General features: G+C 55.3%; 24 protein-coding genes. 5 read left to right on the plus strand and 19 right to left on the minus strand.

What is annotated here, in order from left to right; translation table 11 throughout:
* Window positions 1-488: 488 nt before the first annotated feature.
* Genes hemG through pepQ form a run of 4 tightly spaced genes read right to left on the minus strand, consistent with a single transcriptional unit; the run spans window position 489 to window position 4,483 of the window.
* Complete coding sequence (gene hemG, locus L462_RS05655) at window positions 489-1,034, minus strand: menaquinone-dependent protoporphyrinogen IX dehydrogenase (RefSeq protein WP_020882866.1); 546 nt, start codon at window positions 1,032-1,034, stop codon at window positions 489-491.
* A gap of 10 nt (window positions 1,035-1,044) precedes the next feature.
* Entirely contained in the window at window positions 1,045-2,496 is a 1,452-nt protein-coding gene (trkH, locus tag L462_RS05650; protein ID WP_025202793.1) for a Trk system potassium transporter TrkH, read from the minus strand.
* 41 nt (window positions 2,497-2,537) lie between these two features.
* On the minus strand, window positions 2,538-3,152 hold the full coding sequence (locus tag L462_RS05645) for an IMPACT family protein (protein WP_020882868.1): 615 nt from the start codon (window positions 3,150-3,152) through the stop codon (window positions 2,538-2,540).
* Window positions 3,152-4,483: a Xaa-Pro dipeptidase gene (pepQ, locus tag L462_RS05640; RefSeq protein WP_020882869.1), complete on the minus strand. Its 1,332-nt coding sequence runs from the start codon at window positions 4,481-4,483 to the stop codon at window positions 3,152-3,154. Before pepQ ends, L462_RS05645 begins: the two co-directional genes overlap by 1 nt.
* Window positions 4,484-4,673: 190 nt before the next feature.
* Here pepQ and fadB point away from each other — a divergent pair, with 190 nt between their 5' ends.
* Both fadB and fadA read left to right on the plus strand, forming a co-directional pair.
* Window positions 4,674-6,863, plus strand: a complete 2,190-nt coding sequence (fadB, locus tag L462_RS05635) for a fatty acid oxidation complex subunit alpha FadB (RefSeq protein ID WP_032679204.1) — start codon at window positions 4,674-4,676, stop codon at window positions 6,861-6,863.
* Between the two features lie 9 nt (window positions 6,864-6,872).
* Window positions 6,873-8,036 carry an acetyl-CoA C-acyltransferase FadA gene (fadA, locus tag L462_RS05630; protein ID WP_014172105.1) on the plus strand — a complete coding sequence of 388 codons (1,164 nt, stop codon included), beginning with the start codon at window positions 6,873-6,875 and terminating at the stop codon, window positions 8,034-8,036.
* 182 nt (window positions 8,037-8,218) lie between these two features.
* Here the strand turns inward: fadA and fre are convergent, their stop codons facing one another.
* On the minus strand, window positions 8,219-8,920 hold the full coding sequence (gene fre, locus L462_RS05625; RefSeq protein ID WP_014172106.1) for an NAD(P)H-flavin reductase: 702 nt from the start codon (window positions 8,918-8,920) through the stop codon (window positions 8,219-8,221).
* A 30-nt stretch (window positions 8,921-8,950) separates the two neighbouring features.
* A complete protein-coding gene (gene ubiD / locus L462_RS05620) occupies window positions 8,951-10,456 on the minus strand; it encodes a 4-hydroxy-3-polyprenylbenzoate decarboxylase (protein WP_014172107.1) in 1,506 nt (501 codons plus the stop codon).
* Window positions 10,457-10,626: 170 nt separating this feature from the next.
* Here ubiD and rfaH point away from each other — a divergent pair, with 170 nt between their 5' ends.
* Window positions 10,627-11,118, plus strand: a complete 492-nt coding sequence (gene rfaH / locus L462_RS05615; RefSeq protein ID WP_020882871.1) for a transcription/translation regulatory transformer protein RfaH — start codon at window positions 10,627-10,629, stop codon at window positions 11,116-11,118.
* On the opposite strand, the gene tatD is transcribed toward rfaH, so the two are convergent.
* From tatD to udp, 9 genes are all read right to left on the minus strand, one after another.
* Window positions 11,115-11,897 (minus strand): 3'-5' ssDNA/RNA exonuclease TatD, encoded by a 783-nt coding sequence (tatD, locus tag L462_RS05610; RefSeq protein ID WP_032679206.1) that lies wholly within the window; start codon window positions 11,895-11,897, stop codon window positions 11,115-11,117. The two genes, rfaH and tatD, sit on opposite strands and share 4 nt — an antisense overlap.
* 41 nt (window positions 11,898-11,938) lie before the next feature.
* Window positions 11,939-12,709 (minus strand): Sec-independent protein translocase subunit TatC, encoded by a 771-nt coding sequence (gene tatC / locus L462_RS05605; RefSeq protein ID WP_014172110.1) that lies wholly within the window; start codon window positions 12,707-12,709, stop codon window positions 11,939-11,941.
* A gap of 2 nt (window positions 12,710-12,711) precedes the next feature.
* Window positions 12,712-13,254: a Sec-independent protein translocase protein TatB gene (gene tatB, locus L462_RS05600; protein WP_032679208.1), complete on the minus strand. Its 543-nt coding sequence runs from the start codon at window positions 13,252-13,254 to the stop codon at window positions 12,712-12,714.
* A gap of 3 nt (window positions 13,255-13,257) precedes the next feature.
* Complete coding sequence (gene tatA / locus L462_RS05595) at window positions 13,258-13,512, minus strand: Sec-independent protein translocase subunit TatA (RefSeq protein WP_020882874.1); 255 nt, start codon at window positions 13,510-13,512, stop codon at window positions 13,258-13,260.
* Window positions 13,513-13,588: 76 nt separating this feature from the next.
* Entirely contained in the window at window positions 13,589-15,229 is a 1,641-nt protein-coding gene (gene ubiB, locus L462_RS05590; RefSeq protein ID WP_014172113.1) for a ubiquinone biosynthesis regulatory protein kinase UbiB, read from the minus strand.
* Window positions 15,226-15,831: a ubiquinone biosynthesis protein UbiJ gene (gene ubiJ, locus L462_RS05585; protein ID WP_025202788.1), complete on the minus strand. Its 606-nt coding sequence runs from the start codon at window positions 15,829-15,831 to the stop codon at window positions 15,226-15,228. Before ubiJ ends, ubiB begins: the two co-directional genes overlap by 4 nt.
* 13 nt (window positions 15,832-15,844) lie before the next feature.
* Window positions 15,845-16,600: a bifunctional demethylmenaquinone methyltransferase/2-methoxy-6-polyprenyl-1,4-benzoquinol methylase UbiE gene (gene ubiE / locus L462_RS05580; protein ID WP_032679209.1), complete on the minus strand. Its 756-nt coding sequence runs from the start codon at window positions 16,598-16,600 to the stop codon at window positions 15,845-15,847.
* A 66-nt stretch (window positions 16,601-16,666) separates the two neighbouring features.
* On the minus strand, window positions 16,667-18,124 hold the full coding sequence (rmuC, locus tag L462_RS05575; RefSeq protein WP_032679210.1) for a DNA recombination protein RmuC: 1,458 nt from the start codon (window positions 18,122-18,124) through the stop codon (window positions 16,667-16,669).
* 137 nt (window positions 18,125-18,261) lie between these two features.
* Window positions 18,262-19,023 (minus strand): uridine phosphorylase, encoded by a 762-nt coding sequence (gene udp, locus L462_RS05570; protein ID WP_003860792.1) that lies wholly within the window; start codon window positions 19,021-19,023, stop codon window positions 18,262-18,264.
* A gap of 255 nt (window positions 19,024-19,278) precedes the next feature.
* Here udp and L462_RS05565 point away from each other — a divergent pair, with 255 nt between their 5' ends.
* Window positions 19,279-20,085 carry a dienelactone hydrolase family protein gene (locus L462_RS05565; protein WP_032679211.1) on the plus strand — a complete coding sequence of 269 codons (807 nt, stop codon included), beginning with the start codon at window positions 19,279-19,281 and terminating at the stop codon, window positions 20,083-20,085.
* Between the two features lie 45 nt (window positions 20,086-20,130).
* On the opposite strand, the gene metE is transcribed toward L462_RS05565, so the two are convergent.
* Entirely contained in the window at window positions 20,131-22,392 is a 2,262-nt protein-coding gene (gene metE, locus L462_RS05560) for a 5-methyltetrahydropteroyltriglutamate--homocysteine S-methyltransferase (protein ID WP_032679212.1), read from the minus strand.
* 116 nt (window positions 22,393-22,508) lie between these two features.
* On the opposite strand from metE, the gene metR reads away from it, so the two are divergent.
* Window positions 22,509-23,462, plus strand: a complete 954-nt coding sequence (gene metR / locus L462_RS05555) for an HTH-type transcriptional regulator MetR (RefSeq protein WP_014172120.1) — start codon at window positions 22,509-22,511, stop codon at window positions 23,460-23,462.
* On the opposite strand, the gene L462_RS05550 is transcribed toward metR, so the two are convergent.
* The 3 genes from L462_RS05550 to pldB all read right to left on the minus strand — a co-directional run bounded on the left by L462_RS05550 (window position 23,350) and on the right by pldB (window position 26,157).
* Entirely contained in the window at window positions 23,350-24,249 is a 900-nt protein-coding gene (locus L462_RS05550) for a carboxylate/amino acid/amine transporter (protein WP_025202785.1), read from the minus strand. The genes metR and L462_RS05550 overlap by 113 nt on opposite strands.
* 82 nt (window positions 24,250-24,331) lie before the next feature.
* Window positions 24,332-25,132 (minus strand): sugar/pyridoxal phosphate phosphatase YigL, encoded by an 801-nt coding sequence (gene yigL, locus L462_RS05545; protein ID WP_020882878.1) that lies wholly within the window; start codon window positions 25,130-25,132, stop codon window positions 24,332-24,334.
* Between the two features lie 32 nt (window positions 25,133-25,164).
* A complete protein-coding gene (pldB, locus tag L462_RS05540; protein ID WP_020882879.1) occupies window positions 25,165-26,157 on the minus strand; it encodes a lysophospholipase L2 in 993 nt (330 codons plus the stop codon).
* Between the last annotated feature and the right edge of the window lie 19 nt (window positions 26,158-26,176).

The raw sequence follows: 26,176 nt of genomic DNA on the forward strand, positions 1-26,176 counted from the left end.
CCCGTCCGCCACTCGTCACCCGAGAGCAAGCTCTCTGTGCTACCGTTCGACTTGCATGTGTTAGGCCTGCCGCCAGCGTTCAATCTGAGCCATGATCAAACTCTTCAATTTAAGTTTGATGCTCGTGAATTAAACTTCGTAATGAATTACGTATGTTCACTCAGAGACTTGGTATTCATTTTTCGTCCGAGGACGTTAAGAATCCATGTCACTTTGAGTGCCCACACAGATTGTCTGATAAATTGTTAAAGAGCAGTGCCGCTTCGTTTTCGCTGCGGCGCGGGGTGTGCATATTACGCTTTCCCGCTTCAGAGTCAAGCATTTATTTTCGCTTATCTCTGTTGGTGTTCATCTCTGAACCCCGCTAACCCGGCGGCGTGTGTGCCGTTGTTCCGTGTCAGTGGAGGCGCATTATAGGGAGTTATTCTGAAGTGACAAGCACAAAATACAAAAAACTTTTTCGTTCGCTCACTTTTCAAACTTCACGCCTATTTAAGCCGCGAATCGCCTGATAAATGTGCGATCTCCCGCGCAAAACTGGCGACCTGCGACCAGTCGGTATACACCACCTCTTTGCGCGTATCGGTTTCGCCGCCGGTCATCTTCATAATGAGGCGAATCATAAAGCGGTCATACCAGCGATAGCGCGGATAACGCAGCGCGCCGGCAAAGACGGCGCTGATGTCCGGCTGCCACGGAGAGCTCAACAGAAACTTGCGCGTATAGCTGTTGGTCTGCGGCGTACGTTTCTCAGGTTTACGCGCCACCAGATTGACCGAGTAAAAAGCCCCAGGCAGTTTATTGAGCACTGCCGTATGCTTTTTCACAAAACGATCCAGCGCCGGATGGAAATGCCCGTAACGAATAGACGCGCCAATAACCACACGGTCGTAATCCTGCCAGGCTATCTGCTCCGTGCGGTTCAGGTTCACCACATCAGAGTAAATCCCCAGCTCTTTTAATTCTGAAGCCAGATATGAGGCAATCTCACGCGTTTGCCCATCCCGCGTAGAGAAAAGAATAAGTGTTTTCACCGACGACTCCTTACTCGCGCCAGAATGTTGGGGTGAACAGCACCAGCAGCGTAAAGACCTCCAGACGACCAAACAGCATGTTGGCGATGAGGATCCATTTCGCGACCGGGTTCATACTGGCAAAGTTATCCGCCACAACCCCCAGGCCAGGCCCGAGGTTATTCAACGTTGCTACGACGGAAGCAAAGGCAGAGAAATCATCCACCCCCGTCGCGATAATCGCCAGCATACTGACGATGAAGACCAGCGCATAGGCCGAGAAGAACCCCCACACCGCTTCAAGAATACGTTCCGGCAGGGCACGGTTACCCAGTTTGATGCTGTAAACCGCGTTCGGGTGGACCAGACGTTTAAGTTCACGGTTCCCCTGCTTAAACAACAGCAGAATACGGATCACCTTCAGGCCACCGCCCGTCGACCCCGCACAACCCCCGATGAACGCAGAACACAGCAGCAGTACCGGCAGGAACAGCGGCCAGCGCGCAATACTGTCCGTTGTAAAACCGGCGGTGGTTGCCATCGACACCACCTGGAAGAACGCCTGATTTAACGTGGTCAACGCGGAGTTATAGACATCGTGGAACCACAACACCACGGTACAGATGATGACGAGCGTAAGCTGGACACCAATGAACATGCGAAACTCCGGGTCACGCCAGTACACCTTCAGGCTACGCCCGCTGAGTAAGGAGAAGTGCAGACCGTAGTTACAGCCGGAAATCAGCAGGAAGATGGCAATGATCGTGTTAATGGTGGGGCTGTCGAAGTAACCCACGCTGGCATCGTGGGTCGAGAACCCGCCGATGGCGATCGTCGCAAAGCTGTGCCCGATAGCGTCGAATGCAGGCATGCCGGCAAACCATAACGCTAACGCACAGGCGACCGTCAGTAAGACATAGATAAGCCACAGGGTTTTCGCCGTCTCGGCTATGCGCGGGCGCATCTTGTTATCTTTCAGTGGGCCCGGCATTTCCGCACGGTAAAGCTGCATCCCCCCGACGCCGAGAATAGGCAGGATGGCCACTGCCAGGACGATGATCCCCATCCCCCCGAACCATTGCAGCATCTGGCGATAAAAGAGAATGGCGTGCGGTAAGGAATCCAGCCCGACCAGCGTGGTCGCCCCGGTCGTCGTTAAACCCGAGAACGATTCAAAAAACGCATCCGTGACGGTCAGATTAGGCTGCTCAGAGAAGATAAAGGGTAGCGCACCCACACTTCCCAGCACTGTCCAGAACAGAACAACAATCAGAAAGCCTTCGCGAGATTTCAGCTCACCCTTTTGACGACGGTTTGGCCACCAGAGCAGTGAGCCAATCGCCAGCGCGACAAAGAAGGTCTGGGTAAATGCCCGCCCCGCGCCGTCCCGGTAGATAAGCGCTACCAGTCCTGGGAGAATCATCGTCCCGGAAAAAAGTATGACCAGCAGTCCAACGATTCGGGTAATGGCACGAAAATGCATCTCTGCCGCTTCCTTTGGTATTCAAAAAAGTGAGGTGGGGATTATTCTTCAATCGGCAGCAATTGCAACGAACCGCGACTAAAATCCGCCAGCTTTGCTGAAAAAGCAGCCAGTTCCGCCTGCGGAAGCGCCACGCGCAGTTGCACCATTGCCTGATAGTCACTGTGCGCGATGACGCCGTTAAACTGCTTTAGCAATGCCTCAATGCCGGATAACTGGCCGTAATCGCACAATAAAGTATATTCGGTGAGCGGCGTTTTGCGGGTGGTAATCAGCATATTCAGTGCCTGCTGAACCCCACCGCCATACGCTTTAACCAGTCCACCCGTGCCTAATAAGATACCGCCGTAGTAGCGAACGACCACGGCGGTGATTTCACCCACGCCGCTGCCCATCAACTGGGAGAGCATGGGTTTACCGGCTGTGCCTGCCGGTTCACCGTCATCGGAAAACCCCAGCTGTTGTGAATCGTTCGGCGGCCCTGCCACCCACGCCACGCAATGGTGACGTGCGTCAGGGTGCTGCGCGCGAACGGACTCAACAAACGCTTTTGCCGCCTCAACGCCGTCGGTATGTGCCAGCAGCGTAATGAATCGACTCTTCTTAATTTCCTCAACAAAGGTGACCGGTTCAGCCGGTATCAGCCAGCTATCCATCAGGCCAGCTTCAGGTCTCGCGTCATATTCTCAATACCGTTTTCGTGGATCACCACGTTGTCTTCGATACGAATACCGCCAAACGGTTTCAGCGCTTCAATTTTGTCCCAGTTGAAGTGCTTGCTGAACGGGCCTTCACGCCATGGCGCTAACAGCGATTCGATAAAGTAGATACCCGGCTCGATGGTCAGCACCATACGCGGCTCAAGAATACGCGTGCAGCGCAGGTAAGGATATTTAGACGGCGCGGCCAGGTGCGTACCGGTATCGTCCTGCATAAAACCGGCAACATCATGAACCTGCAGACCCAGCGGGTGACCAATACCGTGCGGCATGAACGGCCCGGTCAGATCGTTTTCCACCATCGCCTCTTCGCTCATGTCTTTCACAATCTGGTGCTTACGCAGCAGTTTAGCGATGCGCTGATGGAACTGGATGTGGTAATCCACATAGCTGGTTCCCGCTTTCATGGTGCCAATAAGCGCCAGTTGCTCATCGTTAACGTCTTTAATCAGCTGTGCAAAATCGGTATCCGCATTTGCCGCCCAGGTGCGGGTCAGGTCAGCCGCATAGCCGTTGTACTCTGCCCCGGCGTCCAACAGGAAGCTGCGCATCTCGGATGGCACCTGGTGATCGAGCCTGGTGTAGTGCAGAACGGACGCATGCTCATTCAGCGCGACGATGTTGCTGTAAGGGACATCAGTGTCACGGTGGCCGGTGGCGGTCAGATACGCCTGGTTAATATCGAACTCGCTCATGCCAGACTGGAACGCTTCATGCGCAGCACGGTGACCATTTACCGCCGTTTTTTGCGCTTCACGCATGCAGTAAAGTTCGTAGTCGGTCTTATAAGCGCGATAGTAGTGCAGATAATCCAGAACCCCTTTCGGATTGAGTTTATCCGCCGGAATATCCAGACCGAGCGCACGCTCAGGAACCGGGCCAATATAAGCAATATTGCCGCGCCCGGCTGGCAAGAGGCTGCCAATGCCATCGGCTTTTGGTAAAGCGATAACGTCCACTTCTTCCGTCCAGAAGCTGGTCGGCAGCGGCTCAACGTTGTGCCAGTAATCGACAGGCAAATAGAACCACAGTTTCGGCTTGTTCACCCCGTCCACCAGCAACCAGCAATTTGGGACCTGCGTGACCGGCACCCAGGCTTTGAACTGCGGGTTGACCTTAAACGGATACGCATGGTCATCCAGGAAGGTGTTAATCAGCTCTCCGGAGTGGATTAACAGCGCATCCAGCTTAAAGCGCGCCAGTACATCACGGGTACGTTCCTGTAGGGTAACGATATGATTTTTATAAAGCGAAGCCAGTGAGTCCATCTTTCTTCCTTTCATTTTTCTGAGCTCAAGTCATCGCATCTTAGCACACCTGACTCCGACTGCGTGATTTCCACCGACCGTGATCAATGCAGCAATTTCTTAATGAGAAATTTGCATTTTATTAACATAAATCCCACACTCCGTCTCATCTGGTATGACCAGATCCACTTGCTGGATTCAGGAGACTGACATGCTCTACAAAGGCGACACCCTGTACCTCAACTGGCTGGAAGATGGCATTGCCGAACTGGTGTTCGATGCCCCCGGCTCAGTCAACAAGCTTGATACCGCGACGGTGGCCAGTCTTGGCCAGGCGCTGGATGTGCTTGAAAAACAATCTGAATTAAAAGGACTGCTGCTGCGCTCAAACAAAGCGGCTTTTATTGTCGGTGCAGATATCACCGAATTCCTTTCACTGTTCCAGGTCCCGGAAGAACAGCTGAGCCAGTGGCTGCACTTTGCCAACAGCGTCTTTAATCGTCTGGAAGATCTGCCTGTTCCGACAGTCTCCGCCGTTAACGGCTACGCGCTGGGCGGCGGCTGCGAGTGCGTGCTGGCAACCGACTATCGTCTGGCCACGCCAGACCTGCGCATCGGCCTGCCGGAAACAAAGCTGGGCATCATGCCAGGCTTTGGCGGTTCCGTACGTATGCCACGTATGCTGGGTGCCGATAGCGCCCTGGAGATCATCGCCGCCGGTAAAGATGTCGGGGCGGAACAGGCACAGAAAATAGGCCTGGTGGACGGTGTGGTTAAACCAGAAAAACTGATTGAAGGCTCCCTCGCCATTCTGCACCAGGCCATTAATGGTGACCTCGACTGGAAAGCCAAACGTCAGCCGAAGCTGGAACCGTTGAAACTCAGCAAAATTGAAGCCGCCATGAGCTTCACCATCGCCAAAGGGATGGTGATGCAGACGGCAGGCAAACACTACCCCGCGCCCATTACCGCCGTTAAAACGATTGAAGCCGCAGCCCGCTTTGGCCGTGATGAAGCGCTGAAACTGGAAAACCAAAGCTTTGTTCCGCTGGCGCACACTAATGAAGCTCGCGCACTGGTGGGCATCTTCCTGAACGATCAATTTGTGAAAGGTAAGGCGAAACAGCTGACCAAAAATGTTGAGACGCCAAAACAGGCGGCGGTACTCGGTGCAGGCATTATGGGCGGCGGCATCGCTTATCAGTCGGCCTGGAAAGGCGTGCCTGTGGTGATGAAAGACATCAACGAGAAATCCCTGACGCTGGGCATGACCGAAGCGGCCAAGCTGCTGAATAAACAGCTGGAACGCGGCAAAATTGACGGTCTGAAACTCTCAGGGGTGATCTCGACAATCCACCCGACCCTGGACTATAGCGGTTTCGACCGTGTGGATGTGGTCGTTGAAGCGGTCGTTGAGAACCCGAAAGTCAAAAAAGCGGTGCTGGCGGAAACCGAAGAGAAGGTTCGTCCTGATACCGTACTGGCCTCAAACACCTCCACCATCCCGATTAGCGAACTGGCAGGCGTTCTGAAGCGCCCGGAAAACTTCTGCGGTATGCACTTCTTTAACCCGGTGCACCGTATGCCACTTGTCGAAGTGATCCGTGGGGAAAAAACCTCTGACGAAACGATCGCCAAAGTCGTGGCATGGGCCAGCAAAATGGGCAAAACCCCGATCGTGGTCAACGATTGTCCGGGCTTCTTCGTCAACCGCGTGCTGTTCCCGTACTTCGCCGGTTTCAGCCAGCTCCTGCGCGACGGTGCGGATTTCCGCAAAGTCGACAAAGTGATGGAAAAACAGTTCGGCTGGCCGATGGGTCCGGCGTATCTGCTGGATGTGGTCGGCATTGACACCGCACACCACGCCCAGGCGGTGATGGCGGCAGGCTTCCCGCAGCGCATGCAGAAAGATTACCGCGACGCGATTGACGCCCTGTTTGACGCCAGCCGCTTTGGTCAGAAAAACGGCCTGGGCTTCTGGCGCTATAAAGAAGACAGCAAAGGTAAACCGAAGAAAGAAGAAGACGCGGCGGTGGATGGCCTGCTGGCCGACGTCAGCCAGCCGAAACGTGACTTCACCGACGATGAAATCATCGCCCGAATGATGATTCCAATGATCAACGAAGTGGTGCGTTGCCTGGAAGAAGGCATTATCGCCAGCCCGGCAGAAGCCGATATGGCGCTGGTGTACGGCCTCGGCTTCCCTCCGTTCCACGGCGGCGCGTTCCGCTGGCTGGATACGCTCGGCAGCGCCCGTTATCTCGATATGGCTCAGCAGTACCAGCACCTCGGCCCGCTGTATGACGTGCCGGAAGGTCTGCGTAACAAAGCGCGCCATAACGAACCCTATTACCCAGCAGTTGAGCCATCCCGTCCGGTTGGCGAGCTGAAAACGGCTTAAGGAGTCACAATGGAAAAGGTTGTCATTGTTGATGCGATTCGCACCCCGATGGGCCGTTCAAAAGGCGGTGCATTCCGTAATGTGCGCGCGGAAGACCTCTCCGCGCACCTGATGCGTAGCCTGCTGGCGCGTAACCCGGCACTGGATCCCGCTGCGCTCGACGATATTTACTGGGGCTGTGTACAACAAACCCTCGAACAGGGCTTTAACATCGCCCGTAACGCTTCGCTGCTGGCGGAGATCCCGCATTCAGTTCCGGCGGTGACCGTTAACCGTCTGTGTGGTTCGTCAATGCAGGCGCTGCACGACGCGGCACGCATGATCATGACCGGTGATGCGCAGGCCTGTCTGGTCGGCGGCGTGGAGCACATGGGCCACGTGCCGATGAGCCACGGGGTTGATTTCCACCCGGGTATGAGCCGTAACGTGGCGAAAGCGGCGGGAATGATGGGCCTGACCGCTGAGATGCTTTCCCGCCTCCACGGCATCAGCCGCGAAATGCAGGATACCTTTGCCGCGCGCTCCCACGCACGCGCCTGGGCCGCAACGCAGTCCGGCGCATTTAAGCATGAGATCATCCCAACCGGTGGTCACGATGCTGACGGCGTTTTGAAGCAGTTCAGCTACGATGAAGTGATTCGCCCGGAAACCACTGTAGAAACCCTTTCTACGCTGCGCCCGGCGTTTGACCCGGTCACCGGTACGGTAACGGCAGGCACCTCGTCTGCCCTATCTGACGGGGCCGCCGCGATGCTGGTGATGAGTGAAAGCCGTGCCCGCGAGTTAGGCCTGACGCCTCGTGCCCGGGTGCGTTCGATGGCGGTGGTGGGTTGCGATCCGTCCATTATGGGTTACGGTCCGGTGCCGGCCTCGAAGCTGGCGCTGAAAAAAGCAGGCTTAACCACCAGTGATATCGATCTGTTTGAGATGAACGAAGCCTTTGCCGCGCAGATCCTGCCGTGCATCAAAGATCTGGGCCTGATGGATCAGATAGACGACAAGATTAACCTCAATGGCGGCGCGATCGCCCTCGGTCACCCGCTGGGTTGTTCCGGGGCACGCATCAGCACCACGCTGATTAACCTGATGGAACGCAAAGACGCTCAGTTTGGTCTGGCGACGATGTGTATCGGGCTGGGTCAGGGTATCGCGACGGTATTTGAGCGAGTGTAAATCTTCGAGGGGTTCTTACAGCCAGTGTCGCCAGAACACGGCGGCACGCGAGCGGCGCCCGATGCGCTTACGGAAGTAAGGGATTCGGGTGAGCACGCGCAGCCATCGCAGTTATGGCGCCAGTGGCGAAGAGATAAAGTTTAGTTGCCGTTCTTCCCGCCTGTCAGGGGCGGGTTTTTTATTTAAATGAACGCGAACGCATCGCCGAAGAGACGGTCTTCACGCGCGTCACGTTCGTTGCAGAACAGGTCACGGGCAATTTTCGCCATCTCAAAACGGCCAGCAATATAGATATCATGTCCCGCCAGCGTGCCGTGATCCTGCAGCACCGCTGTCAGCACCGTACCGCTGCGCCCACGCCAGCCCTCTTCAGGCTGCTCCACCACCGGCTCAATGCGCAGGTGTGGATGATTGACGCTTAATGCTTCCAGTTCAGACAGGTCGTAGAGATGTTTCTCTTCGCGGCCGCCCCAGTAGATGGTGATATCGCGATCCGGGTTACGCGCCAGGGCCGTCAGCAGGATAGAGCGCACGTAAGAGAAACCCGTTCCCCCCGCAATCAGGATCAGCGGACGGTCTTCATCTTCACGCAGCCAGGCATCACCGTGAGGAATATCCACCACGATTTCACGTTCTTTCAGAATGCGATCCATGACGGCCATCGCATACAGGTTAAGCTCAGACGCACCAATATGAAGCTCAATAAATTCCTGCTCTGCTGGCGTAGAAGCCATAGAGAAGGGACGCTTATCACGCTCATCCATCACGACCATCAAGTACTGACCGGCGCGGAAAGAGAATGCCGCTTCAGGTACTAAACGGACGCGATATACGGTGTCGGTGATAGCATCTACCGAGGTCACTTTACAGCTTAAGGTTGTCATTCGCTCTCTCTGTCGTGAAGTCTATAGGGCTTAACGGCCTGTTTCAGGTTTACCGTTATTCATTATGGCCAGTTCATCCCAGATCGCGTCAATGCGCGCGGTCACGGCAGGATCTTTTTTGATCGGTCGACCCCATTCACGCTCGGTTTCGCCGGGCCATTTGTTTGTGGCATCCAGTCCCATTTTTGAGCCAAGGCCGGAGACCGGCGAGGCAAAATCCAGATAATCTATCGGCGTGTTTTCGACTAACACCGTATCGCGCGCCGGATCCATTCGGGTAGTAATGGCCCAGATAACGTCATTCCAGTCGCGGGCGTTAACATCATCATCGCAGACAATAACAAATTTGGTATACATAAACTGGCGCAGGAAAGACCATACGCCCATCATCACGCGTTTAGCGTGACCAGGATATTGCTTCTTCATCGTCACCACCGCCAGGCGATACGAACACCCTTCCGGCGGCAGGTAAAAATCAACAATTTCCGGGAACTGCTTTTGCAGGATCGGCACAAACACTTCGTTCAGTGCCACTCCCAGTACCGCCGGTTCATCCGGTGGACGTCCGGTATAGGTGGAGTGGTAAATCGCATCTTCACGCTGGGTGATGTGCGTGACGGTAAACACCGGGAAGTTATCAACTTCGTTGTAATAGCCGGTGTGGTCACCGTATGGCCCTTCCGGTGCCATTTCGCCCTGCTCAAGGTAACCTTCCAGAACGATCTCCGCGCTGGCAGGAACTTCAAGGTCATTAGAAATACACTTCACGACTTCGGTTTTGGTTCCGCGCAGCAGGCCTGCAAAGGCATATTCGGACAGCGTATCCGGCACTGGCGTTACCGCCCCCAGAATCGTGGCCGGATCGGCGCCTAACGCAACGGAAACCGGGAAACGCTCTCCCGGGTGTTCAGCACACCACTCCTGGAAATCCAGGGCGCCGCCACGATGTGACAACCAGCGCATGATGAGCTTATTCTTGCCAATCAGCTGCTGGCGGTAAATACCCAGATTTTGTCGCTCTTTGTGCGGACCACGCGTGACGGTGAGCCCCCAGGTGATAAGCGGCGCAGCATCTTCAGGCCAGCATTGCATGACAGGAATTTTTGTCAGATCCACCGCATCGCCTTCCAGCACTTTCTGCTGACACGGTGCGCCGCGCAGACGTTTGGTTGGCATGTTAAGCACCTGCTTAAACTGCGGCAGTTTATCGAACAGATCGCGGAAACCTTTCGGTGGCTCTGGCTCTTTCAGAAACGCCAGCAGTTTACCCACTTCGCGCAGCGCCGTGACGTCCTCCTGTCCCATCCCCAACGCCACACGGCGCGGTGTACCAAACAGGTTGCACAGCACCGGCATCGAATACCCTTTTGGGTTTTCAAACAGTAAAGCGGGGCCACCGGCACGCAGGGTGCGGTCAGCAATTTCTGTCATTTCCAGATAAGGATCAACAGGAAGTGTAATGCGTTTGAGTTCGCCCTGCTTTTCCAGCAGCGTCAGGAAGTCGCGGAGATCGTGGTATTTCATGCAGTTAGTCATGGCCTCTCTGTAAGCGCTTCATTATACGGCGTAAGCCTGCTTGATGCTGTAATTTTGTTAAATTAGCGTGAACTTATGCATTCTGTTCCCTTTTCCCCCATTATAATCAACTTAGCGATCCCGCCAGGGTTTTGATATGCTTGCGCCCCGAACTAAGGGAAAGAGTGATTATGCAGGCCTGGTATTTACTGTATTGCAAACGCGGGCAACTTCAGCGCGCGCAGGAACATCTTGAACGTCAGTCTGTAAATTGCCTGACACCCGTGATCACGCTTGAAAAAATGCAGCGCGGGAAGCGCACGACCGTTAGTGAGCCATTATTCCCGAACTATCTGTTCGTTGAGTTCGACCCGGAAGTGATTCACACCACGACCATCAGCGCCACACGCGGTGTCAGCCACTTTGTGCGTTTTGGCGCTCACCCGGCCACGGTCCCGTCAACGGTGATTCATCAGCTTTCGGTGTACCAGCAACCTGAAGGCATCACCGATCCGGAAACCCCCTACGCAGGCGACAGCGTCGTCATCACTGAAGGGGCTTTCGAGGGCTTACAGGCGATTTTCGCCGAGCCTGACGGTGAAGCACGCTCCATGCTGTTGCTCAACCTGCTGAATAAGCAGGTATTGCAGAGCGTGAAAAACACCGACTTCCGCAAAGTTTAAACGTCTATCCCGAACAGGCGACGCACGTTGTCATCCGTCTGTGCGCACAGCCAGTGCGGGTCTTCTCCGCGCCAGCGCGCTACGCTCTCAAGAATATGCCCCAGATAGGCCGGTTCGTTACGTCGAGAAGCCGGTTTGGGTTGCATATCTCGCGGCAGCAGATAAGGTGCGTCGGTTTCAACAAGCAAGCGGTCCGCCGGGATCACCGGCAACAGCTCGCGAAGCTCAAGCCCGCGACGTTCATCGCAAACCCAGCCGGTAATGCCCAGATATAACCCGCGTTCCAGACAATCCAGCGCCTCCTGCCGTGAACCGGTAAAGCAGTGCAGTACCGCCCCGGGCAGTTTATCGAGCCAGGGTTCCAGTAAGGCGAGGAAGCGCTCATGCGCGTCACGGCAGTGCATAAACACAGGCATTCCAAGCTCTGCTGCCAGGGCGAGCTGGGCGGTGAAGGCATTTTCCTGTTCGGCTGGCGTGGAAAAGTTACGGTTGAAATCGAGACCACATTCGCCAATGGCCACGACTTCAGTGGTTTTCGCCAGCCTGTGTATGATTTCAGCGCTCTGCGGCGTCCACTGGCTGCTGTCATGAGGATGCACGCCAGCGGTTGACCAGCAGCGATCATAGCGCTGAGCAAGCTGCTGCGCCTGCTCGCTTTCTTGCAGGTTGGTTCCCGTCAGGAGCAGCCCTTTCACCCCGGCGGCAAAAGCACGCGCGACGACCTCATCGCAGTCTTTCGCAAACTGCGAGCTGGTCAGATTGAGTCCGATATCAAACATGCGATTCCCCATAGCACAACCGCCCTGACGGGCGGCTGGTTTTACTCTTCAGTGGTCTTTTCCGACGTATCGTCTTCGTCATCCGACCGACGCCCTTTTCCCACGTAGAAACGCGAGAAGAATACGCCAACTTCAAACAGACAATACATCGGTATTGCCAGCAGCGTTTGTGAGAAGACGTCAGGTGGTGTGAGCAGCATGCCAACCACAAACGCGCCGACCAGGATATACGGGCGCTTCTTACGCAGGTCATCAGGGGTCGTCACTCCTACCCAGCAAAGCAGCACAATGGCTACCGGCACTTCGAATGCCACGCCGAACGCCATAAACAGCGCCATCACAAAGCTGAGGTAGCTGGCGATATCCGTCGACACCTGAACCCCTTCCGGCGCGGTATGCGTCAGGAAGCCAAAGGCCAGCGGGAAGACAACAAAGTAGGCGAACGCCATGCCGATATAGAACAGCAGCGAGCTGGATACCAGCAGCGGGATCACCAGCTTGCGTTCATGCTTGTACAGCGCTGGCGCCACAAACGCCCACACCTGATATAGAATGACCGGCGCAGAGGCAATCAGCGATACCCAGAAGGTGAGCTTAATAGGGGTAAAGAACGGTGATGCAACGTCGGTTGCGATCATCGTTGCCCCCAGCGGCATCTGCTTGATCAGCGGCGCAGAGACAACCTGGTAGATATCATTGGCGAAATAGACCAGGCATAAGAAAATGAGGAAAACCGCGATAATGCAGTTTAACAGGCGCTTACGCAGCTCTATGAGATGCGTAATCAGCGGTTGGGTATCATCTACTGCCATGTTTACGCTTTATCACTCGACGAGGGGGATGATTCGGAAACAGGCGCGGCGGGCTTAACGTCAGCCGCTTTTACCACCGGTGCTTCCGGCTGCGTCTGTTTTTTCGGTTCAGATTCCTGCGGCGTTTGTTCAGGCGCGGTAGCCTGATGCTCCGCGCTGGCAGGCGTAACGCCCTCGCGCTGCGCTTCGCTGTCCTTCACCACCGGGTTGTGGATGGTGTTGGCTTCATCGCTCGCCTTTTCAGGATCGTTGACGCTGTAGGAGCGCTTCATGGATTCTGCCGCTTCACGCAGTTCATCCATTGAGGCTTTCAGTTCAGGCGTCAGGTTATCCATGCTCGCCTTTTCCACCTTTTTCAGGCTTTCCTGAAACTCCTGCAGCTTAAGTTCCTGCGCCAGCTCATTTTGTACGGTCGAAGCCAGCGATCTCAGCGCGCGTACCCAGCCCACAACGGTTTTCACCGCCACCGGCAGACGCTGGGGTCCTAACACTATCAGGCCAATCACAAAGACCAGCAGCAGCTCACTAAAACCAATGTCGAACACGAATTACACCTGCTCTTTATCGTGGCGTTTAGCGTCTTCTTTTTTCGCCTCTTCCTGCTTGTCGGAGATGGATTTAGCAGTAAAGTCAGCATCCTGGCTGGTTTTATCCTGCTTGCTCTCATCATCGCTCATCGCTTTCTTGAAGCCTTTGATAGACGCGCCCAGATCGGAGCCGATAGAACCGAGCTTTTTCGTGCCAAACAGCAGCACGACGATGACGGCAATGATCAACAATTGCCAGATACTGATACCACCCATACATGTACCTCAGGGATAGATGATTAATGAGTCAGGTCGCATTATACGTAGGCGACCCGTCGATAGCGACGCAAAATCAGCGCGTTTTTCTCCAGCCGGCGAGCCAGACCACAACACCGCCAGCCATCAGCCAGGCGGGCATCATCTGCCAGTCAGGGCGAGTGATCAGCAACAGCGTACCACTCAGCAGCAGCGTTGCTCCAATGCCAAAGAGATAGCGCGACTGCCCCTGTCGAACACGGCTGGACTGAAGCTCGCGGGCGATTTTATCCATGCTGTGCTGAAGGTTCTTGCTCTGACGCAAACTGTCGTAAATCAGTTCAGGAATATCAGGCATTTTTTCTATCCAGAACGGGCCTTTCTCTTTAATAGAGCGCACCAGCGCCGGAATGCCCACCTGATCCTTAATCCAGGATTCAAGGAAAGGTTTCGCAGTCTTCCATAAGTCTAACTGAGGATAGAGCTGTCGACCTACACCTTCAACGTAAAGTAATGTTTTCTGAAGTAAAACTAACTGTGGCTGCACTTCCATGTTGAAGCGGCGTGCCGTGTTAAACAGGTTCAGCAATACGTGTCCGAAGGAAATTTCTGCCAGCGGCTTTTCAAAAATCGGCTCGCAGACGGTACGGATAGCAAACTCAAATTCTTCGACGTTGGTGTCCGGCGGAACCCAGCCAGAATCAACGTGCAGCTCGGCCACCTTGCGGTAATCACGGTTAAAGAAGGCAATAAAGTTCTCAGCGAGATAGCGCTTATCTTCTTTGTTCAGCGAGCCCACAATACCGCAGTCAATACCGATATATTTCGGGTCTTCCGGGTGCTCATAACTGACGAAGATATTCCCCGGGTGCATGTCCGCGTGGAAAAAGCTGTCGCGGAATACCTGGGTAAAGAAGACCTGTACACCACGCTCGGCCAGCAGCTTCATGTTGGTTCCCTGCTTTTCCAGGGCTGCCACATCCGAGACCGGAATACCGTAAATCCGCTCCATTACCATCATGTTCTGGCTGCAGTAGTCCGAATACACTTCCGGCACATAGAGCATCGGGCTGTTTTCAAAGTTCCGGCGCAGCTGGATGGCATTTGCCGATTCACGCAGCAGGTTTAATTCATCAATCAGCGTTTTTTCATACTCCCGTACAACTTCCATTGGGCGCAGACGGCGTCCGTCGGGGAGCAGGCGCGGAACCCAGCGTGCAAGCCGATAGATAAGCTTCATGTCCGCTCGGATTACCGGCAGGATGTCCGGGCGGATCACTTTGATAACCACCTCTTTGCCGTTCTCTTTCAGACGTGCTGTATGCACCTGGGCGATAGAGGCTGAAGCAAGAGGTTCTATTTCGAAATCGTCAAACCAGGTCTCGACAGGAATATTGCCCATCGCCTCTTCGATCTGTTTTTTCGCTCTCACACCGTCAAACGGTGCAACGCGGTCCTGCAGCAGTGCCAGTTCATCGGCAATCTGCGGCGGGAAAAGATCGCGGCGAGTCGAGAGCATTTGCCCGAACTTAATCCATACCGGGCCCAGCTCCTGGAGCGCCAGGCGAAGACGTTCACCCAGCGGCTGATCTTTATGGCGATTAGGCATCCAGAACAACATCCGCCGCCAGATGCGAAGCAGCAGCGTGATACGCATTTTGGGGATAAGCTCGTCGAGCCCGTAACTCAAAAAGGTGTGGACGATAAAATAGAGGCGCCGAATTTCACCAGGCGTCATTTGCCCTCCAGTTTTTCCAGCCGTTTGGTTAAGGCATCCACCGCGCGTTCAACCGCTGCGGTCTCTTCCGCAAACCATGCAACTTCAAGCGCGCCAGGGGCCATACGCCACTCTTCAGTCAGCACTTCCGCCGCATAGCGTTGCTGCCGTTGCAGACTCTTGCGAAGAAAAGACGTACCGCCATGAATGGCTTTACCGATCCCTTCGGCAGCAATGTCGCCAATGAAAGGCGCAAGCAGCTCTGCCGGGTCAAACTCGGCCAGATCGCTGAGCGCAACGAAATTCTGTACGACCTGAATGTCGCCTTCCACTTCCAGCTCACCGCTGCGGATAAGCGCCGTAAGCTGCTGACGGTCACGTAATTTTGGCAGCACGCTCATGTGCGTAATCACGGAGCAGTCGGCTTCACCTTCCCACTCACCCAGAACGTCAAGCTGGCGTTCACTGAAAACCAGCACAAGCGGCGTCGAGAACTCTTTCAGAACAACACGCAGCACCTTGCCGTTAAGCCGCTGACGTGCGGCTTTTAGCGCCGGTGCGCGGTAAAGAAAGGCATTCAGGACATTCTCGATGCCTGCGGTGACTAAGGGTTTAAAGGGCACGGGAAACCTCCACTCAGAACTTATAACCGCGATGCAGCGCGACGACACCTGCCGTCATGTTGAAATACTCAACGTTCTCGAATTCCGCATCCTGCATCATGGCCTTTAAGGTGTCCTGATCCGGGTGCATACGGATAGATTCCGCCAGGTACCGGTAGCTTTCCGCGTCGTTTGCCACCAGCTCACCAATGCGCGGCAGCACATGGAATGAGTAAGCGTCGTAAGCTTTGCTTAACGGCTCAAGAATCGGTTTGGAGAATTCGAGCACCAGCAGGCGTCCACCCGGCTTTAGCACGCGGTACATGGAGCGCAGCGCTTTTTCTTTATCGGTGACGTTACGCAGGCCGAAGGAGATAGTGATGCAGTCAAAGGTATTATCCGGGAAAGGCAGCGCTTCGGCGTTCGCCTGCACATACTCGACATTACCTACCACGCCGATGTTACGCAGCTTCTCACGTCCCATTTTGAGCATTGAGTCGTTAATATCTGCCAGAACAACGTGACCGGTTTCGCCCACCAGACGGGAGAATTTTGCTGTCAAATCGCCTGTACCGCCGGCTAAATCCAGTACCGTTTGTCCACGACGCACACCGCTACAGTCGATGGTGAAGCGCTTCCACAAGCGATGAATGCCGAACGACATCAAGTCATTCATCACATCGTACTTCGCCGCCACGGAATGAAATACGTGGGCCACCATATCAGCTTTCTGCGCTTTGGCGACAGTCTGAAAGCCAAAGTGCGTCGTGTCTTGTGAATCGTCAACCATCTCAGAGCCTGCTTATCAGTAAAATGTTCGTGAAGTGTAACAGATTGGGCGCGTTTGCCCTACGTTTCAACCTTCGCGAAAGAAACGTGCCGGACGCTCGTCTGACGTTAAATCTGTCGCTAACGTATTGTCTTCACTGCTTGTCTTTTGTTCGCCAGCGCCTTCGCGCAGGCGAAACTCTTCATCCTGGGCGGTGGCCTGCTCAACTAATTCCGGATTAATCTCGCGCTTCACCTCCACACCCAGGGAACGAAACGCTTCGGCCTGCGCCAGTAAGTTGCCACGCCCGGAAGAGAGTTTTTTCATCGCCTGGCGATAGTTATCCTGGGCGCGGTCAAGGCTTTGCCCAACCGAGGACATATCATCCACAAAGAGGCGCATTTTGTCGTAAAGCTTGCTGGCGCGATCGGCAATCTGCTGCGCATTGCGGCTCTGATGTTCATAGCGCCACAGGTTGGCAATGGTGCGCAATGCCACCAGCAGCGTGGTGGGGCTCACCAGCATAATGTTATTTTTTAGGGCTTCGGTAATCAGTTCAGGCTGTCTGTCGAGCGCCAGCAAGAACGCGGGTTCAACCGGAATAAACATCAGGACGTAATCCAGCGAGCGCAGGCCGGGTAACTGCTGGTAGTCTTTTCTGCCCAGCAGACGAATGTGGTTACGCACGGAGGCGATGTGCTCCTGCAACGCCGACTCGCGAGTGTAGTCATCTTCCGCATTGAAATAGCGCTCATAAGCCACCAGCGTCATTTTGGCGTCTATCACCACATCTTTGCCCTGCGGCAGCCGCACAATCACATCAGGCTGCATACGCGAGCGGGCATCGTTCTCGATACTCACCTGCGTTTCGTATTCATACCCTTCCCGCAGGCCAGAGGCCTCCAGCACGCGGGTCAGCACCACTTCTCCCCAGTTGCCCTGGGTTTTGTTATCGCCCTTCAGCGCACGGGTCAGGTTGACCGCTTCCTGCGCCATTTGCGCATTCAGCTGCTGAAGATTACGAATTTCATGCGCCAGCGTGTGCCGCTCGCGAGCCTCCTGCCCAAAGCTGTCCTGTACCTGACGACGAAAGCCGTCCAGCTGTTCACGCAGGGGCGTTAGCAGGCTATTCAGGCTTTGGCGGTTTTGTTCGTCTACGCGGCGGTTGCTGTGTTCAAAAATGCGGTTCGCGAGGTTCTCGAACTGCTCGCTGAGGCGTTGCTCGCTGTTCATCATCTGGCGGATTTTATCTTCCGCATGCAGCTGGGTGGATTCGAGGCGGGTAGTCACTTCGCGGAGATCGGCCTCCAGCGAGGTGTTGATATCGCGAAGATTGCGCAGCTCGTTGTTGAGCAGTTCACATTCGTCACGCCAGTGTTCGCTCAGCGCAACCTGCTGTTTTGCCGCGCTTAAATCGGCGACTATCTCTTCGCGCTCGGCCAGCTGATCGGCCTTTTGTTGCGCGTGCTGGTAGCTGGAAATCAGCCAGCCTGCCCCCACGCCCACCAGCGCAATCACTGCATAAATCAGGATTGAGATATCCACAATGCCCCCTGCATCAACGTATTACCTGCACAAAATAGAATTGTGCTGTATAAACGTCCAGTTTGAAAGGATTTTCCTGCGAGGCGCTACGCAAAAAAAAGGCCGAACGGGTCGGCCTTTTTTCGTATAAGAAGGGATTAGATCAGGCGACGCGCTGCTTCAACCACGATTTTCACCGCATGACTTTCGGTCTGCTTCATGGTTTCCGCGTTCGGGATCTCCTGCTGGGTACGGTTGACGATAACGCCCGCCACCATACCGGCACGCAGACCCTGGCTTGCGCACATGGTCAGCAAGGTTGCAGATTCCATTTCGTAGTTCATTACGCCCATAGACTGCCACTCTTCCATAGAACCTTTGAAACGGCTTACCACGCGGCCGGAGAAGGTGTCATAACGCTCCTGGCCTGGGTAGAAGGTATCAGAAGAGGCGGTCACGCCTACGTGGGTGGTTGCGCCAACGGATTTCGCGGCTTCAACCAGTGCAGTGGTGCATTCGAAATCCGCCACCGCCGGGAATTCCATAGGGGCAAAGTGCAGACTCGCGCCGTCCAGACGCACGGAAGCGGTTGTCACCAGCACGTCGCCAACGTTGATATGCGGCTGAATGGCACCGGTAGTCCCGATACGCAGGAAAGTACGAATGCCCAGCTGCGCCAGCTCTTCAACAGCAATTGAGGTGGACGGGCCACCGATACCGGTAGAACAGACGATCACCGCTTTGCCATCCAGCTCAGCGCGCCAGGTGGTGAATTCACGATGGGCAGCAAGCTTAACCGGCTTATCCATCAGCGCGGCGATCTTTTCCACACGCTCAGGATCGCCCGGGACGATAGCCAGCGTAGCCCCTTGTAAATCGTTTTTAGTGAGGCCGAGATGAAAAACATCAGACTTAGACATAGGTGACTCCTCTGTGGGTCGGTTAGTCAGAAGAAGTAAAAAGGTACTTTACAGAAGCAGTAAGCAGAATTACGTGACACATCTCACCATGAATGAAAATGATTGCAGTAAATTTCCATGAAATAGTGATTCACATCACATTAACAAGTTATATCGTCAGGTGCTGCACAAAAGATAGACCGTTTAAGGCACTGTGAATTGTTAACCTGGTGACTATATTTACCTTTGCGCTAACTCATTGGTACGGAGAATGCCATGACTGAAAAAACCGGTTTTGCACCTGCAGCGGCCCCTCATACATCAACCATCGTCTCAACACCTGAAGAGGCCATTACGGCAGGTGAGACCTCCATCCCCTCGCAGGGGGAGAATATGCCTGCTTACCACGCGCGGCCAAAATCGGCCGACGGCCCGCTGCCCATCGTGATTGTGGTTCAGGAAATTTTCGGCGTTCACGAACATATTCGCGACCTTTGCCGCCGTCTGGCGCTGGAAGGTTATCTGGCCGTTGCGCCAGAGCTCTATTTCCGTCAGGGCGATCCGAACGACTACAGTGATATACCGACACTGTTCAGCAACCTGGTCAGCAAAGTGCCGGATGCACAGGTACTGGCCGATCTGGACCACGTGGCCAGCTGGGCTGCGCGCAATGGCGGCGACGCACATCGTCTGATGGTGACGGGTTTCTGCTGGGGAGGACGTATCAGCTGGCTGTATGCCGCACATAATCCGCAGCTTAAAGCCGCCGTTGCCTGGTACGGCAAACTGGTGGGGGAGAAAACGCTGAACTCGCCGAAGCATCCCGTTGATATCGCCACCGAGTTAAATGCCCCAGTCTTAGGGCTTTATGGCGGCCAGGACACCGGGATCCCGCTTGATACGGTAGAGACCATGCGCCATGCGCTCCGCGCAGCCAATGCAAAAGCTGAAATCATCGTTTACCCGGATGCCGGCCACGCCTTTAATGCCGACTATCGTCCGAGCTATCACGCGGAATCAGCTAAAGATGGCTGGCAGCGGATGCTGGCATGGTTCAGCCAGTACGGCGGGAAAAAAGCGTAAAACAAAAGCCCGGTCGCGGCTACGCCTTGCCGGGCTTCGGATTTATCAGGCCTGACGCAAATTCTGCGCCGCCCTGACCATGTTCGCGAGTGCCGCACGGGTCTCCGGCCAGCCGCGGGTTTTCAGTCCGCAGTCCGGGTTGACCCACAGGCGCTCAGCCGGGATCCGCTGGGCGGCTTTTTTCAGCAGGCTCTCAATCCACTCCACGCTCGGTACGTTCGGGGAGTGGATGTCGTAGACACCCGGCCCAATTTCGTTTGGATACTCGAACGCTTCGAAGGACTCCAGCAGTTCCATGTCTGAACGCGACGTTTCGATGGTGATCACGTCGGCATCCAGCGCGGCAATCGAATCCATAATGTCGTTAAATTCGCAGTAACACATGTGGGTGTGGATCTGCGTGTCGTCTTTCGCGACCGCGGCGTTGAGGCGGAAAGCCTCCACACCCCACTTCAGATAAGCATCCCAGTCACTGCGACGCAGCGGCAAACCTTCGCGTAGCGCCGGTTCATCAATCTGGATGATGCCAATACCCGCCGCTTCCAGATCGGCCACTTCATCACGCAGCGCGAGCGCAATCTGTTTGGCGATGGTTTCACGGGTCACATCTTCACGCGGGAAGGACCAGCAGAGGATCGTCACCGGGCCGGTCAGCATCCCTTTCACCGGTTTGTCGGTCAGGGACTGGGCGAATTTTGCCCACTCTACGGTGATTGCTTGCGGGCGGCTGACGTCACCAATCACCACCGGTGGCTTCACACAGCGGGAACCATAGCTCTGCACCCAACCGTTCTGCGTAAAGACGAAACCGTCCAGATGTTCGCCGAAGTATTCCACCATGTCGTTACGCTCGGCTTCACCGTGCACCAGCACGTCCAGACCTAAACGTTCCTGCTCAACAATCGCCTGTCTGATGTGCTCAGCGATGCCGGTGCGGTAGTGATTCGCATCAAGGTTGCCTTTTTTGAAATCCAGACGCAGGCCGCGGATCTCCGTCGTCTGCGGGAAGGAGCCGATGGTGGTGGTTGGCCACGCTGGCAGGTTGAAACGGGCACGCTGGGCTTCGGCACGCACTTCATAGGGGCTCTGACGCTGGCTGTCCTGCGCGGTAATGGTCGCCAGACGTTTTTCGACCGCCGGGTTGTGGACGCGCGCCGAATGACGACGCGCCTGAATGGGGGCGCTCCAGTCGGTAATGGCCGTGGTGTCACCGCTATTTAACGCATCACGCAGCAGCGCCAGCTCTTCACATTTTTGCAGCGCAAAGGCAAACCAGCTCTTCACCTCGGGATCCAGACGGGTTTCCACACTCAAATCGATTGGGCTGTGCAGCAGAGAGCAGGAGGAGGCCACCCACAGCTCACGTTTGCCGACGAGATCTTTAATCTGTGCATATTTCTCGCTCAGATCGGCGCGCCAGACGTTACGGCCATTCACCAGTCCGGCCGAGAGCAGCCACTCTTCGGGCAGACGTTTGTGCAGTTCGGCCACGTCATCTTTGCCGTGGACCAGGTCAACATGAAGACCCTGAACCGGCAGCGCAGTAATGGTACTCAGGTTCGGCGTCACGCCTTCAAAATAGGTGGTCAGCAATAGCTTCACCTGACCAGTAAGGGCATCGTAAGCGGGTTTAAACGCTTTCAGCCACGCCTGCGGCAGCTCCAGCACCAGCGCAGGCTCATCGATTTGCACCCACTGAATTCCGCGTTTACCCAGTTCAATCAGCACCTGTTTGTAGACCGGCAGAATATCGTTCAGCAGGCTGAGACGGTCAAACTGCTCGCCTTTCACTTTACCCAGCCACAAATACGTTACCGGCCCCAGCAGTACCGGTTTCACCTGGTGGCCCAGCGCCAGCGCTTCATCGACTTCGTCGAGCAACTGGGTCCAGCTCAGTTTGAACTGCTGGCCTTTCACAAATTCCGGCACCATATAGTGATAGTTGGTGTTGAACCACTTGGTCATTTCCGCCGCTGCCGCAGGCTCTCCCGTTGGCGCACGACCACGGCCAATGCGGAACAGGGTGTCGATATCTACCGATCCATCTTTGTTCTGATGACGAGCCGGCACGTTGCCAAGCAGCAGGCTGGTGGTCAGAACATGGTCGTACCAGGCGAAATCGCCCACGGGCAGCAGGTCAATGCCCGCCTGCTTTTGCTGTTCCCAGTGGCGCGCACGCAGTTCGCGGCCCACTGCCAGCAATTCTTCACGGCCAGAGGTACCTGCCCAGTAACTTTCCTGCGCTTTTTTCAGCTCGCGGCGAAGGCCAACGCGAGGGAAACCGAGAGTGTGATTGCGAATTGTCATGGTGTGTCCCCTGTGAATTTTTCGTATTTAGCCATCCAGATGTTTACACATCCATAATTGGCAGTTACTGTATATTCCTCAAGCGCAAAATGTTCATGGCGAAGTGAAGGACTTTCATGATCGAGATTAAACACCTGAAAACGCTACAAGCGTTGCGAAATTGCGGTTCTCTCGCGGCGGCGGCAGCCACGCTGCACCAGACCCAGTCCGCCCTTTCTCACCAGTTCAGCGATCTGGAACAACGCCTCGGCTTTCGTCTTTTTGTGCGTAAGAGCCAGCCGCTACGCTTTACGCCTCAGGGCGAGATCCTGCTGCAGCTGGCTAATCAGGTGCTGCCGCAAATAGCCAGCGCGCTGCAGTCCTGTAACGAGCCGCAACAAACCAGACTGCGTATCGCCATTGAGTGTCACAGCTGTATTCAATGGCTGACACCCGCGCTTGAGAACTTCCGCCAGAGGTGGCCGCAGGTGGAGATGGATTTCAAATCCGGCGTGACGTTCGACCCGCAGCCGTCGCTCCAGCAGGGCGAACTGGATCTGGTGATGACCTCAGACATTCTGCCCCGCAGCGGCCTGCACTATTCGCCAATGTTTGATTATGAGGTACGTCTGGTGCTGGCTCCGGATCATCCGCTGGCCAGTAAAACGCGTATCACCCCGGAAGATTTAGCCAGTGAAACGCTGCTGATTTACCCGGTACAGCGCAGTCGGCTGGATATCTGGCGTCACTTCCTGCAGCCGGCCGGCATTAGCCCGCAGCTCAAAAGCGTGGATAACACCCTGCTGTTGATTCAGATGGTTGCCGCCAGAATGGGCATCGCGGCGCTGCCACACTGGGTTGTGGAGAGTTTTGAACGCCAGGGTCTGGTTGTCACTAAAACCCTGGGTGAGGGACTATGGAGCCGGCTGTACGCCGCCGTGCGCGATGGCGAGCAGCGTCAGCCGATTACGGAAGCGTTTATTCGCTCTGCGCGGAACCACGCGTGCGATCATCTTCCGTTTGTGCGGAGCGCGGAGCGACCCAACGGCGATGGACCCACAGCGAAGCCAGAATCACTGCTCCCCCAATAAGGAAGCTCGGCCAGTGAGGCTGCTGCTGCCAGATGGCAAGGTTCACCAGCAGCCCTGCAGGCACATGCACGTTGTTCATGATCCCCAGCGTACCGGCGTCTACCTGCGTAGCGCCGTAGTTCCACATGAAGTACCCCAGCCCCGATGCCACCACGCCCAGCCAGACCAGAACGCCCCACTGCAGGCTTGTCGTCGGGAGCTTTTGCGGGTTGCCGAGCATAAACCATGCCGCCACCGCGACGATAGCTGCCCCCATATAGAACCAGGCGAACGCGTTATGCTGTGGCATCGGACGGGTTTCCATCAGGCGCTTGTACCCGACCATACCGATGGCAAAGCTGAGGTTCGCCAGCTGCACGAACATCAGCCCGGTCCAGAAGTGGTCGCTCACTTTGTCGTAGCGAATAATCGCCGCCCCGATCACCGCCAGCGCCGCGCTCAACAGATATCCCCAGCGCAAACGACGTTTGCTGAGTAGATCGTAAATCAGCGTGATATAGAGCGGCGTAAGCACGGTGAAAAGCAGAAATTCAGAGACAGACAGGTAGACGTAAGCCCGGAAGCTGAACAGGTACATGATGCCGAGCTGCATCGCCCCCACCAGCATGTACAGCAAAATGGTCTTCAGCGATTGCCCGCGTGTACGCAGGAAGGGCAGGAATACCAGCGCCGCCAGCCCCACGCGCATCAGCACCGAGAAGTAGCTGTCGACGTGCCCGGCGAGGTACTCGCCAATCAGGCTAAAAGAGAAGGCCCACAGGATAGTGGTAATAATGAGTAGCGCCACAATGCTTGTCTCTCAGAAAGAAGGACAGGCATTGTAGCGAACTCTTTAGTTGACAACTGAGCAATAAACAATCAAATGAAGATTATTCAAGGAACAGTTTGCGCAGGTATTTTGGTACCGCGTTGTCAGCGTTAGACCCAATCACTTCCAGTTCCGGGTGCAGGTCTTTCAGACGCTGGTGTGCATTCTGCATAATGCAGCCTTTGCCCGCCATAGAGAGCATCTCGGCGTCGTTCATGCCATCACCGAAGGCGATACAGTCTTTCAGTTCGAAGCCAAGACGTTTCGCCACGGCTTCCAGCGCGTGCCCTTTGGAAACACCCCCGGCCATAACTTCCAGACAGGTCAGGGTCGAGAAACTCACGTTGACGCGGTCACCCCAACGCGCATTAATCGCCTGTTCCAGCGGTAACAACGCTTCGTGGCTTTCGCAGGTAAAGAACACCTTGCTGATCCCTTCCGGCTCCAGCAGGCCTGGCTCGTACAGGGAATAGTTAAATACCGCTTCCTTGAAGAAACGCATTTCATCCGGGCGATGGCGATTCATGAACCAGTCGTCATCGCGATAAACGTTAGTGATAATGTCCGGGTTGTTATGCACTACGCCGAACAGATCGGCGGCAATGTCGCGATCCAGGTTATGCGTAAAGATCAGGTTGCCATCGGTATCGTGCACGCGCGCACCGTTGGAGGTGATCATGTACGATTTGATCTCAAGATTATCGCGGATCTGCCCCACGTCCACGTGGTGGCGGCCGGTGGCAAACACGAAGTTCACTCCGCGGGCGGTCAGAAGCTTTAAGGTCTCTTTCGCGTAAGGCGACAGGGTATGGTCGGGCGAAAGCAGCGTGCCATCTAAATCAGATGCAACAACCTGGTACATAGGGATTTCAACCTCTGGTGGTAAAACAACAATCAATTATGCCTGTCGAAAAATTCAACAATGGCGTTGAGCGCGACTGAGCGCATAGCGTCCTTTTCAAAAAGGATCTCATGGTACGCGCCGTTGATGACCAGCGGTTTACCCCCTTCGCAAGGGTGACCGGCCGCAGCGCGGAGTTCACAAAAGCGGTCATGCATGCGGTTATCCACCACACGCTCTTCTTCAGCCTGAATCAGAAGTGTCGGCGTATCATCTTTACCAACACCAGCAAGCACCTGTTCACCGGCAAGGATCCCTTCCCGCACCCAGTGATATGTCGGGCCACCGACGCGCAGGCGCGGTTCATCGGCATAAAAACGCAGGTTACGGCGATAACGCTGCCGGCTATGGGTCAATACGTTGAGGGCAAACGGCAGCGCGCGCCAGCGCCCTGTCCCGATGGCATACCCTTCACGAATGCGCTGATGGCCCTCAGCCCAGTCGAGAATATGGCGCACCATCCAGTCCGGAAAACGCATGACGATGCCATACATCGGCGCGGTGAGCGCAATGGCATCACACTGGTGGTCATAGCGCTGTAAAAACAGCGTCGAAATCGCCCCACCCATGGAGTGCGCCAGAATATAGCGCTTACGCCACGGGCCCGGCTGAACTTCCTGCTGCCAGAAGGCGGCAAGATCGTCGACGTAATCGCTGAAGTTATCCACATGACCGCGATGCGTGTCCGACAATAAGCGGCCAGAAAGCCCCTGCCCGCGATGGTCGATAATCAACACATCGAAGCCCAGATGGAACAGGTCATAGGCCAGTTCAGCGTATTTGATGTAGCTCTCAATACGTCCCGGACAGACCACGATCACCCGATCGTTTTTCTCATCATGGAAACGCACAAAGCGTACCGGAACATCGCCAACACCCGTAAACTCATCTTCCTCACGCTGACGCCAGAAATCGGTCAGCGGCCCCATAGAGAAAGCAGCAAATGCGTTTTCTCGTGTTTCCCAGTCCTTTTTCTGCTGAAACATCGGGTTTCCACCCCCGTAA

The organism is Enterobacter sp. BIDMC 26, from assembly GCF_000534435.1.
Lineage (GTDB): Bacteria > Pseudomonadota > Gammaproteobacteria > Enterobacterales > Enterobacteriaceae > Enterobacter > Enterobacter ludwigii.